This window comes from Chelativorans sp., from assembly GCF_031180965.1.
Lineage (GTDB): Bacteria > Pseudomonadota > Alphaproteobacteria > Rhizobiales > Rhizobiaceae > Chelativorans.
This window is the reverse complement of the sequence record NZ_JAPSLH010000003.1, coordinates 1-13,920: the sequence shown is the minus strand read 5'-3', so window position 1 is coordinate 13,920 and position 13,920 is coordinate 1. Positions and strand designations below refer to the sequence as shown.

Genomic DNA, 13,920 nt, shown 5'->3' with positions numbered 1-13,920 from the left:
ACGTATTCGGCCGCAAGTTGCAGGTATCTACCAATGGTTTCATTGTCGTCGCCTACGTCAAAAGTAGAGCGAAACAGCTATTGCAACTTCGACACGTAAAAAGCCGTAAAGTTTGATGGTATTTCTGCAACAATCCTCCGGTTGGGAATAAAAAAGTCTCTGAAAGCTGCATTTTGTGAAATCCACCATCCTTTTCTGAAAGACTTATTTCTGTCCCCGGTGCCTTCATGAGGGTGCGGAGTTGTTCGGCTTTGGGGACTCTGCCTGGGCGGAATGCGGCTCGCCGGATCTAATTGGTTCGGTGCACGCCAGGCAGAGATCAAAAGAATTACGCCCCTAGAGCACCGAATGACTGACATTCGAGGGGGCTTTTCATGCGGACTCCAGTTTCGCTGCGCGATGTCGTGCGCCGTCTTGCCAGGCAGGGTCTGAGCCTTGCGGGAGCGTTCGTCGTTTCCCTGTTTATCCTGGCAGGATGGAGCTCGGGAGCCCTGGCGCAATTCGCCTGCAATGAAACCCTCTATCTCGAACAGCGGCGGACTGGCTGGACGACCAACGTTCTCTATAGGATCAACCCGAACACCAATCCGTTTGTATATACCGCTTACGCTGGTAGGCCATCGTGGAACTACAACGGCATCGCGTTTCATCCTTCTACTGGCGAGTTGTTCGGCCTCTATTTCAATAGACAGGTGCGGCTCAGGGCCGATGGTACAATCGTAGACCTTGGACCCGTTGCCGGCCTGTCAAACACGACCTGGTACGTTTCCGGCGAGATTGGGACCAATGGACGCTTTTATACCACCAACGGCACCTATCTTTACCATTTCGACCCGCGGGCCGCGACTCCCACCGCTACTCCTATCAGGCTGAGCCGCGCGGTCGATGTCGCCGATCTGGCTTGGTATGGTGGTTATCTCTGGTCCGTGGAGAACAACACCCGATTCATCCGGATCCACCCTGGCACCGGTGCTGTTACTGATATCGGCTGGACGGGCGGCATCGGCGGCGTGGGCGCCATGTTCGGCGCCAGCAATGGCGTTTTTGGCAACAGGAACACCGGCGGCTTCTACAAGTTCAACACCGCCACCGGCGTTGCCACCCTGATTTCGAGCTCACCCGCCACGGAGAGCAATGACGGCGCGCACTGCGTGACGGCCGCGCTCAATTTCGAAACAAACCTCGCCATCACCAAGACCGATGGCGTCGCGACCTATTCGCCCGGCAAGCCCGTCACCTACACGATCCGGGTCAGCAATGCCGGTCCCTTCGGCGTTCAGGACGCGGTGGTGAGCGATCCCCTCCCGACAGGCATCACCAGCGCGAGCTGGACCTGCGGGGCGCCCACGGGCGGCGCGCGATGCGACAGGGCAAGCGGAACCGGCGCCATCAACACCACGGTAGACCTGCCGCCGGGCGCCACTCTCACCTTCCGGCTCACCCTTAACGTGCCCGCGACCCGCACCGGCAATCTGACCAACACGGCCAGGATAACCGCGCCTGCCGGATTCCCTGACCAAAACACGGCGAACAATGTCGCGACCGATACGGACACGATGCTGCCGGGCACGGCGACGGTCACCAAAACCCTGATCGCCGAGAGCATTACGCGCAACAACGTCGCCCAGCCGAGCGAAAGGCTCACCTATCGGATCACGATCCGCCACGCGAATGGCGGACCCATCACCAACTTCAATTTCAACGAGAACGTGCCGGCCTATGCGACGCTCACCGGCGTAAGGGGGGCGACCGGGTATACGACGCCGGTGGCTGGCGCAAGGGCGGTGGCCCTCACGGTGGCGTCGATCCCCGTGGGCGGAACCGCGATCGTCGATGTCGATCTCACCATGGCCCCGTCTTTCCCCGACTCTCTCACGAGCGTCACCAATCGGGTCAGCGGCGGCGACGTGCCGGCGACCTGCACGACCGCATGTACGGTGACGGTGCCGACGCCCGCCAATGCGCCGATCAACGCGGCCACGCTCTCCTGCTCCTCGGACGGCACGCTGCTAAATACCGGCCGGACCGTGAGCGGGGGCAACGACTTCTATTGGGCCTATGCGGCGACCACAACGAACGTGACCGGCGCTCCTCCCGCAGGTTTGGATTATGACCTGGCGCCCATCGTGACCACCAGGCCCGGCGGCTGGACAGGTCCCACCAGTTCGTCGAACTGGATCGCCCACAACAGCAGCGGCGCGCATACCGGCAATCTCGATATTTTCTACCGTTACCAGTTCTACCTGGATGCGAACACGGATCCGGCTTCGCTCGACGTGCAAATGGAGTTCTTTTCCGACAACGCCGTTTACCAAGTCTGGGTGAACGGTGTCGCGCAGAACATCCGCTCCAACTTCACGGACCCCTACACCTACGGCGGGTTCCTCGCCGGGAACCAAGCCTCCGGCAGCATGGAGGGCGAATGGGAGGCCGGCCTCAACACGATCATCGTCCACGTCAAGTCTGCCGCACCCAATCAAGGCTTCATGGCGCGGTTCGCCTCTACCGCGCTCTGCAAGCCGACCCTGACGCTGGTCAAGAATCTCATCAATGACAACGGCGGCACCGGCACGGAGACAGACTTTCTCCTGCGCGCAGAGGGCCCGACCACGACCATCGAGGGCCTGACGGGCGAGCCCCCGGTCACCAATGTCTCGGTTCCCGCAGGCAGCTACACGTTGAGCGAGGCGCCCGCGACCGAGGAGAGCGACATCTCCGGCTATGACACGAGCTATAGCTGCGCGATCAACGCCGGCACGCCCGCAGCGGGCGAGACAGTGACGCTGGAGAACGGCCAGAACGCCGTCTGCACGATCACCAACGACGACGCTCCGGCAAGGCTCACCCTCACGAAGGTGGTCGTCAATGACGATGGCGGAACGGCGCTGCCGACGGACTTCCTCCTCGCGGCTGACGGCCCGACGCCCGTCGTCGGGGGCGTGACCGGCAGCCCCGAGGTGACCAATGTCGAAGTTGCTCCCGGAACTTACTCGCTGTCGGAGACAATGGCGGATGGCAGCGCAGTTGCCGGCTACGCAGCGAGCTACAGCTGCGCAGTTGACGGCGGAACGCCGGTCGAGGGGGAAACGATATCCCTGGAACCGGGCGACAACGCGGTCTGCACGATCACCAATGATGACACCGGCGCCACCCTCACGCTGGTGAAGGAAGTCACCTTCGACAACGGCGGCACCGCCGAGCCGGCGGATTTCGTCCTGACGGCGACCGGTCCCGAGACTATCTCCGGTCCCGCCGGCAGCGCCGCGGTCACCCAGGCTTCGGTCACCCCGGGCACCTACACGCTGAGTGAAGAGAACCTGCCGGGCTACACGGCCGGCAACTACCGCTGCTCGATCAACGGCGCGGAAGAGGTCGAGGGCAATACCGTCACGCTCGCCTTCGGCGACCAGGCTGTCTGCACCATCCTCAACGACGACCAGCCGGCGTCGCTGACGCTGGTCAAAAACGTGGTGAACGACAATGGCGGCACGGCGCAGCCCGCCGACTTCACGCTGGTGGCCGAGGGGGTGTCGGGAACGCGCATCGAAGGCGCGAGCGGAGACCCGGCGGTCACCAATGTGTCGGTCCCGGCCGATACCTATACACTCTCGGAGACCGCGCTGGCGGGCTATACTGCCTCCGAATATAGCTGCGTCGTCGGTGGCGGAGCACCCGTCACCGGAAACACGGTCGCGCTCGGCGTCGGCCAGCAGGCAGTCTGCACGGTCACCAATGACGACCAGCCGGCTACGCTTACACTCAGGAAATCGCTCATCAACAACAATGGCGGCATCGCCACCCCCAGCGATTTCATTCTGACGGCAACGGGCGCGAGCACCATATCCGGCGCAACGGGTGACCCGGCGGTCACGGCCGCCTCCGTCTCGGCCGGCACCTATGCGCTGAGCGAGACCGGCCCGGCTGGCTACACCGCCGGCGCCTATCGCTGCGCGATCGACAACGGCGCGCCTGTGAGCGGCAACACACTGACCCTCGCGCCCGGCCAGGCGGCCGTCTGCGAGATCGCCAATGACGACATTCCGCCTTCGGTGAGGATCACCAAGGCGCTGGTCGGGGAGACCGGCTCGGCAGATCTCGAGCCTGAGATCGGCGAGCAGCTCACCTATCAGGTCACCCTCACCAACACCGGCGGCACCTATTCGAACTATCCGCTCGAGGACGTTCTCGACCCGAACGTTGCCTTCGTCAGCGCGTCGGACGGCGGCAGCTATGTAGCGGCCGACCATGAGGTGCAGTGGACGCTCACCGTGCCGGCCGCCGGCGACGGCACGACGCCCGGAACGCTCTCCGTCACGGTCGTCGTCGAGGTCGTCGGCCCGCTCGATCCGGGCGAGAAGGTGGTCAACATCGCCCAGAGGCCGATCGATCCGCCGACGGATTGCACAGTGCAGCCTACGCCACCCAACTGCGTCATTATCCCTCCGCCGGCCTATATCACCGGCACTAAGCAGCTGATTTCCGAGAGCTTCAGCGGGCCGGGCACGAAGAGCGGCGTCGGGGAACCGGGCGAGCAGCTCACCTACCGCATCACCCTGTCGAATGTGGGCAGCGCTACCTCGGCCTATGACCATCGCGACATCCTCGACCCCAACACGATCTACGTCTCGGATACCGCGGGCGGCGTGCTCAGCGGGGCCGCTCCCGGAACCGCGGGCGGGCAGGTAGACTGGACGGACCTGACGGTGCCTGCCGGCACGTCCTCCGCGCCCGGCATCACGACCATCGAGATCGTGGTCCAGGTGGTGGACCCGATCCCCGACGGCGTGGCGCGGCTGATCAACGTTGCCTTTGATCCGACCAAACCGCAGCCCGACTGCCGCGTGATCCCGACGCCGCCACAATGCTCGATCCTTCCCGTGCCGGAGATCGTTGCCAAGCAGAAGCAGCTCATCTCCGAAAGCGGTGTGCGGGCCGGCGTGGCCGAGCCCGGCGAGACGCTCACCTACCGCATCACGCTCACCAATACGGGCGGCGCGGCTGTCGATTTCCCGGTGCAGGACGTGCTCGACCCCAACACCACTTTCGTAAGCGCCGACAATGGCGGCACGCTTTCCGGCGCCACGCCGGCAGGCGGCGTGGTGGACTGGACAGTCGATATCGCCGAACACGACGGCACAAGTCCGGGCCGGCTCGAGCTCATCGTCGCAGTGCGGGTGAACGATCCGCTGCCCGCCGGAACGGTCCAGCTCCGCAACATCGTCAAGGAGCCGACGGAGACGGTGGACTGTACGGACACGCCCGAGCAGTGCGTGATCACGCCGACGGCGCCGCAGATCTCCAAGCGCAAGGAACTCATCGCGGAGAGCGGGACCGCGCTCGGCGTTGCCGAACCTGGCGAGACGCTCACCTACCGCATCACGCTGACCAACACGGGCGGTGCGGACCCGGCCTACCGGCTGCAGGATGTGCTCGACATCAACACTGGCTTCGTCACCGCCTCAGATAATGGGCAGCTCATGGGCGACCATGTGGCCTGGACGCTCGCCGTGCCCGCGCAAGTGGGCGACGTGCCGGGTAGGCGCGTGGTGGAAGTGACTGTTGCGGTCGACGACCCGCTGCCTGCGGGTGTGGTGCGGCTTATCAACATCGCCAAGACGCCCGAGGAGGTGGTGGACTGCACCGTGCAACCCACGCCGCCCAACTGCGTCATCACGCCGACCCGGCCGCAGATTGCCAGGGCAAAGCGGCTCGTCAGCGAGAGCGGCGTGCGCACGGGCGTGGCCGAGCCTGGCGAGACGCTCACTTATGAAATCACGCTCACGAATACGGGCGGCCCCGCGACCAACTATGCCGTCCAGGACGTGCTCGACTCCAACACCACGTTCGGTACGGCTTCCGATGCCGGCCTGCACACCGGCGGCACCCCTGCCGGAGGCACTGTGAACTGGACGGGGCTCGCCGTCCCGGCGCAAGCCGGCACCACCCCGGGAACGCGGGTTCTGACTGTATCGGTCACGGTGAACGATCCGCTTCCCGCCGGGACTCTACGCCTCATCAACATCGCCAAGACGCCCGAGGAGGTCGTGGACTGCTCCGTTCAGCCCACGCCGCCTAACTGCGTGATCACGCCGACCGGCCCGCAGATCGCGCGGTCGAAGGACATCGTGGGCGAGAGCGGACTGGTCGACGGCCTCGCCGAGCCGGGCGAGACCCTGACCTACCAGATTACGCTCACCAACACCGGCGGCACGGCCTACACGAACTACAGCCTCATCGACGACTACGACGCCAATGTGAGCGTGCTCAGCGCGGGCGGCGGGGCGGATGACGGCGACCGGCTCACCTGGACCGGGCTCACGGTCCCCGCGCAAGTGGGCAGCACGCCGGGGACGCTGGTCCTGGCCGTAGAGGTGCGCGTCGCCGATCCGATCCCGTCCGGCGTGACGGCAATCGGCAACGTCATCTACAGGCCGGGCGAAACGATCGACTGCACCGCGCAGCCCACGCCGCCCGAATGCGTGGAGATTCCGACGCCGGGGACGGCTGTGCCGGCGAAGGCGCTCACGGGGGAAAGCGGCCTTGCAGCCGGCGTGGCGGAGCCGGGGGAGACGCTCACCTATACCGTGACCTTGACCAACAGCGGAACTCAGCCCGCCCTCCACGACCTTTCCGACAATATCGATGACAACACCGCCTATGTGGCGGGGTCCGCCGTCGTGTCCGGCACGGCGCGCGAGCCCGTCGGTGCCGATCCGCTCGTCTGGGACGACATCCTCGTCCCCGCCGGCGATTCGGTTGCGGTGGTCTATCAAGTGCGGGTGGTCAACCCGATCCCTGCCGGGGTGACGGAGATCCGCAACGCGGCGACCGACGACTGCACAGCCAATCCGCAGGCCTGCGTGATCACCCCCACTCCCGGAACAGCGACGCCATCGAAGGCGCTGACGGCCGAGAGTGGCGCCATCAGTGGCGTGGCCGAGGCGGGCGAGACGCTCACCTATACGGTGACGCTCACCAATGCCACCAGTGCGACGGCGATCTACGATCTCACCGACAACATCGACGACAACACCGTCTATGTCGCCGGCTCGACCCAGGGCACAGCCAATGCCGGCGAGCCGGACCAGGCGGCCGATCCGCTCGTCTGGAACGACATCATCGTGCCAGCAAACAATTCGGTGACGGTCGTCTACCGCGTGACGGTCGATGACCCGATACCGTCCGGTGTGGCGGAGATCCGTAACGCCGCGACGCCGGACTGCACGGTCAATCCGGCCGCCTGCGTGGTGACCCCCACGCCGGGTACCGTGACGCCCTCAAAGGCGCTCACGGGCGAGGACGGGCTGGCTGCGGGCGTTGCCGAGCCGGGTGAGACGCTCACCTACACGGTGACGCTGACGAATGGCGGGGAGGGCGCAGCCCTCTACGACCTCACCGACAATATCGACAACAACACCACTTATGTCGCCAATTCGGCAACGGTGGCGGGCACGGCGCGCGAGCCTGTTGGCACCGACCCGCTCGCCTGGGATGACATCCTCGTGCCGGCGAATGGCACGGTCGCCGTCGTCTACCAGGTCACGGTGGCCGACCCGATCTCAGCGGGCGTGACGGAGATCCGTAACGCGGCGACCGACGACTGCACAGCTAATCCGCAGGCCTGCGTGATCATCCCCACTCCCGGAACAGCGACGCCGTCGAAGGCGCTGACGGGCGAGAACGGACTGATTGCCGGTGCGGCCGAGCCGGGCGAGATGCTCACCTATACGGTAACGCTCACCAACAGCGGTGCGGCTGCCGCCATCTACGACCTGTCCGACAATATCGACGAAAACACCACCTATGTGCCGGGATCGGCTACGGTCGGCGGCGCGGCGCGCGAGCCCGTGGGCAGCGACCCCCTCGTATGGGACGATATCATCGTGCCGGCGGGCGGCTCGGTGCCTGTCGTCTATCGCGTGACGGTGGCGGACCCGCTTCCCGCCGGCACGGCCGAGCTCCGCAATGTGGCGACGCCGGACTGCACCGCAAACCCGGCCGCCTGCGTGGTGACGCCGGTCCGCTATCCCGCCGACCTTGCGATCACCAAGACCGACGGCACCAACACCTATGCGCCGGGGGCGAACACCGTCTATACGATCGTCGTCTCCAACAACGGGCCGTCCGACGTTCAGAATGCGCTGGTGAACGACGCGCTGCCTTCCGGCATCACGAGCGGGAGCTGGACCTGCGGCAACGAGACCCTGGGGGCTACCTGCGGCGTGCCCAGTGGCACGGGCGCCATCGTCGACGCGCCTGTGGACCTGCCGGTGAACGCGTCCGTTACCTTCATGTTCACCGTCTCCGTGCCCTTCGGCAAGTCGGGCGAGATGATCAACACGGCGACCGTCACGAGCCCGCCGGAATCGCCGGATCCCGACCTCAGCAACAACACCGCCTATGACCGCGACGTCTTCCCGCTGGTCGACGACACCAAGCAACTGGTGCGCGAGACGGGAGGGCTCATCCCGGGTGTGGCTGAGCCGGGCGAGACGCTCACCTACCGTGTAACGCTCGACAACCTCGACACGATCGCGGCAGACTACGACCTCACCGACAATATCGATGACAACACTGCCTATGTGGCCGGGTCGGCAACGGTGGACGGGGTCCTTAGGAATCCGGATTCGGCTGGAGACCCGCTGGTCTGGAACGACATCCCCGTCCCGGTGGGCGATACGGTTGTGGTTGAGTACGACGTGATCGTCGCGAATCCGCTTCCGGCCGAAACGACGCAGATCCGGAACGCCGCCACCTCCAACTGCGCGGCCAATCCGGATGCCTGCGTCACCACTCCGACGCCGGGAACAGCGGTGCCGTCAAAGCAACTCACGGGCGAGGAGGGAGGTGTCATCCCGAACGTCGCCGAGCCGGGCGAGACGCTCACCTATACAGTGACGCTGTCGAACGGCGGCGCCGTAGCTGCGCTGTACGATTTGACTGACAATATCGACGACAACACCGACTATGTCGCCGGCACGACCTCGGGCACGGCCAATGCCGGCGAGCCGGACCAGGCCAGCGATCCGCTCATCTGGAATGACATCGTTGTGCCTGCGAACGGCTCCGTAACGGTCGTTTACAAGGTGACGGTGGACACAGCGCTTGCGGCGGACGTGACGGAGATCCGCAACGCCGCAACGCCGGATTGCACGGTCAATCCCGCCGCCTGCGTTGTCACGCCGACACCGGGGACGGCTATACCGTCGAAGCAGCTCACGGGAGAGAACGGGCTCATTGCTAATGTCGCCGAGCCCGGCGAGACGCTGACCTATACGGTCACGCTCACCAACAGCGGCACTGCGGCGGCGCTTTATGATTTGACGGACGACATCGACGGGAACACCGTCTATGTGCCGGGCTCAAGCACGGGCACCGCCAATGCCGGAGAGCCTGATCAGGCCAGTGATCCGCTCGTCTGGAACGACATCGTGGTGCCGGCGAACGGGTTCGTTACCGTTGAATACCAGGTGACGGTAGCGACCCCGATCCCCTCGGGTGCAACGGCGATCCGCAACGCGGCGACGCCGGATTGCGCGGCCAACCCGGCCGCCTGCGTGGTCACGCCGACGCCCGGGACGGCAACGCCCTCGAAAAGCCTCACGGGCGAAACCGGGGTTCTGCCCGGGGTGGCAGAGCCGGGCGAGACGCTCACCTACACGGTGACGCTCGCCAACGGCGGCGACGTCGACGCGCTCTATGATCTGACCGACAATATCGACGACAACACGGCCTATGTGCCCGGCACCACACAGGGAACAGCGAATGCCGGGGAGCCGGACCAGGCCGCCGATCCGCTCGTCTGGAACGACATCGTGGTGCCTGCGCGAGTCTCCCTGACGGTCGTCTACCAAGTGACTGTCGCGAACCCGATCCCGGCCGGCGTGACGGAGATCCGCAACGCGGCGACGGACGATTGCACGGCCAACCCGCAGGCTTGCGTGGTCACGCCGACGCCGGGCGCGGCGGTGCCGTCGAAGGCGCTCATCGCCGAGACGGGGTCCTTGGCCGGAGTCGCGGAGGCGGGCGAGACCCTCACCTACCGCGTGACCCTTACCAACAGCACCGGTGCTGCGGCACTCTACGACCTTACCGATAATATCGATAACAACACGACCTATCTGGCGAATTCGACCCGCGGCACGGCCGGTGCCGGCGAGCCGGACGAGGCCAGCGATCCGCTGGTGTGGAACGACATCCCTGTTCCCGCGAACGGGCAGGTCACGGTCGAGTATCAGGTAACGGTGCGGGATCCCATTCCGGCCGGGGTGACCGAGATCCGCAATGCGGCGACGCCGGATTGCGCGATCAGACCGGAGGCTTGCGTGGTCACTCCGACACCAGGCACTGCCGTGCCTTCCAAGGCGCTCACGGCCGAGGAGGGCGGGGTTCTGCCGGGCGTGGCCGAGCCGGGGGAGACGCTCACCTACACGGTGACGCTCGCCAACGGCGACGGTGCGGATACGCTTTACGACCTAACCGACAATATCGACGACAACACGGCTTACGTGGCGGGTTCCACCTCTGGCACGGCCAGTGCTGGCGAGCCGGATCAGGCCACCGATCCGCTCGTTTGGAACGACCTTCTCGTTCCAGCGAACAGCACGGTGACGGTCGTCTACCGCGTCACGGTCGCAGAGCCTATCCCTGCTGGGGTGACCGAGATCCGCAACGCGGCGACACCGGATTGCGCGATCAGACCGGAAGCTTGCGTGGTCACTCCGACACCAGGCACTGCCGTGCCTTCCAAGGCGCTCACGGCCGAGGACGGGGGTCTGCCGGGCGTGGCCGAGCCGGGTGAGACGCTCACCTACACGGTGACGCTGTCGAACACCGGGACACAGCCCGCGCTCTACGACCTGACCGACAATATCGATGATAACACCGCCTATGTGGCGAACTCCACATCGGGCTCGGCCAATGCCGGCGAGCCGGACCAGGCTACCGATCCGCTCGTTTGGAACGACCTTCTCGTTCCAGCGAACAGCACGGTGACGGTCGTCTACCGCGTCACGGTCGCAGACCCCATCCCCGCTGGGGTGACCGAGATCCGCAATGCGGCGACGCCGGATTGTGTAGCCAATCCGAACGCCTGCGTGGAAACGCCGACGCCCGGAACCGCAACGCCGACGAAACAGCTCACTGCCGAGGAGGGCGGAGCGGTCGCGAACGTGGCCGAGCCGGGCGAGACGCTGACCTACACGGTAACGCTGTCGAACACCGGGACACAGCCCGCGCTCTACAACCTGACCGACAACATCGATGACAACACCGCCTATGTGGCGGGTTCCACATCGGGCTCGGCCAATGCCGGCGAGCCGGACCAGGCCACCGATCCGCTCGTTTGGAACGACTTGGTCGTGCCGGCCGGCGGCTCTGTGACGGTCGTCTACAAGGTCACTGTGGACGACCCCATCCCCGCCGGCGTGACGGAGATCCGCAACGCGGCGACGGAGGACTGCACGGCCAATCCGGATGCCTGCGTCATCACGCCGACGAAGCCCCAGATCGCAAAGGACAAGGAGCTTGTCGGGGAGAGCGGGACGCTTTCGGGCATCGCCGAGCCTGGCGAGACGCTGACGTATGAGATCACGCTGACCAATACGGGCGGTCCTGCGGACGACTTCCCGATCCAGGACATGCTCGACCCCAATACGACCTATGTGTTGGCGGACAATGGGGGCACGCATACGGGCGGCAGCCCGGCCGGCGGGATTGTCGACTGGGCCGTGGACGTGCCTGCAGCGGCTGATGCCAGCACGCCCGGCACTGTCGTGCTGACGGTCGAGGTGACGGTGGCCGATCCGCTGCCCGCGGGCGTGGTGCAGCTGGTCAACATCGCCAAGGAGCCGACGGAGGTGGTCGACTGCACGATCACGCCGATGCCGGAGAACTGCGTCATTACGCCGACGAAGCCTCAGATCGCGAAGGACAAGGAGCTTGTCGGGGAGAGCGGGACGCTTTCGGGCATCGCCGAGCCTGGCGAGACGCTGACCTATGAGATCACGCTGACCAATACGGGCGGTCCTGCTGACGACTTCCCGATCCAGGACATGCTCGACCCCAACACGACCTATGTGTCGGCGGACAATGGCGGCACGCATACGGGCGGCAGCCCGGCGGGCGGGATTGTCGACTGGGCCGTGGATGTGCCGGCGGCGGCTGATGCCAGCACGCCCGGCACTGTCGTGCTGACGGTCGAGGTGACGGTGGTCGATCCGCTGCCTGCGGGCGTGGTGCAGCTGGTCAACATCGCCAAGGAGCCGACGGAGGTGGTTGACTGCACGGTGACGCCGACGCCGGAGAACTGCGTCATCACACCGACGCCGGGAAGTGCGGTGCCGGTGAAGAACCTGACAGCGGAGAGCGGGCTTGTGGCGGATGTTGCCGAGCCGGGCGAGACGCTGACCTATACGGTGACGCTGACGAACAGCGGCACGGCGGCAGCCCTTTACGACCTGACCGACAACATCGACGAGAACATCACCTATGTTGCCGGCACCGCCATCGTCGACGGAACGGCGCGGGAGCCGGATACCGCCGACGATCCGCTGGTGTGGAACGACATCGTGGTTCCGGCGGGCGGAACAGTGGACGTCGTGTACCAGCTGACGGTTGTCGATCCGATCCCCGATGGGGTGACGGAGATCCGCAACGTCGCCTATAAAACGGGCGATCCGGAGCCGGATTGCACGGTAACACCGACGCCGCCGAACTGTGTGACGGTACCGGTTCCCGGCAAGGTCACCCCAGCCAAGGAACTTTCGGCGGAAAGCGGTGTGGTCGCTGACATCGCCGAGCCTGGCGAGACGCTCACCTATACGGTGACGCTCACCAATGACGGCGCCGCAACGACCTATGACCTGGCCGACAATATCGACGGCAACACCACCTATCTGGCCGGTACGGCGACCGTGGCCGGAAGGGCGCGGGAGCCGGACGTCATCGGCGATCCGCTGACCTGGAACGACATCGTCGTGCCGGCTGGTGGGACGGTGCAGGTGATCTACCAGGTGACGGTGGCCGACCCGCTGCCGCCCGGCGTTACGGAGATCCGCAACCTTGCCTATGACGGCAGCAAACCAGAGCCGAGCTGCGAGGACGTGCCGGCCCAGTGCGTCGTCATCGATGCACCGGCGCCCGAGGTCACGCTCGAGAAGGGGGGCGTGTTCCGGGACGAGAACGGCAATGGCGTGGCCGAGCCGGGCGAGGCGATCCTCTATACCTTCGAGGTGAGGAATGCTGGCAATGTGCCGCTTGACGAAGTGACGCCGAAAGATGCCGGCCCGACCTTCAACGGCGTGGACGGCACGGGCAGGCTCTCCGGCTTTGAACCGAATCCGGTTTCTCTCGATCCGGGGCAAGTGCAGGCCTTCACCGCCACCTATACGCTCACTCAGGCTGACATCGACAACGGGGCTGGCGTGGACGACGGCGTGGAGAACACGGCGACCGCGGTCGGCATGGCCTTCTCCGGAACAGTGAGCAGCCAGCCGGTGGAATCGGACGAGGCGGTTGCGCTGCTTGCCCTTCCCGCGGCCGTGAGCGACATCACGGTAACGAAGGTCGCCAATCTGCGCTTCATCCGCCGTGGTGAGGATGCTCCGTTCACGATCCGTGTGAGGAACAATGCGGGCTCTGCGGCGAGCGGTTTGACGGTGGTGGACACGATCCCGTCGGGCTTTCGCTTCGTCGAGGGCTCGGCGCGGATCGGCGATACCGAAGTGGCCCCGGTGATCGCCGGAAGGCAGATCCGGTTCGAGAACGTGTCTGTGGCAGGCAATGCCGAGATCGAGATCCGGCTGCGGCTGACGGCGCTCTCCTCGGCTGGTCCGGGCGAGCATGTCAATCTGGCGCATGTCGAGGATGCCTCTGGCAGCCGCGTCTCGGCGGAGGCGCGGGCGGTGGTGGAGATCATCG

Annotated in this window: 1 protein-coding gene; it reads left to right on the top strand. The window is 65.5% G+C overall.

The window, feature by feature from the left end:
• Positions 1-374: 374 nt before the first annotated feature.
• On the top strand, positions 375-13,920 hold a 13,546-nt coding region (locus RIN79_RS02760; protein WP_309083094.1), incomplete at its 3' end, for a DUF6923 family protein.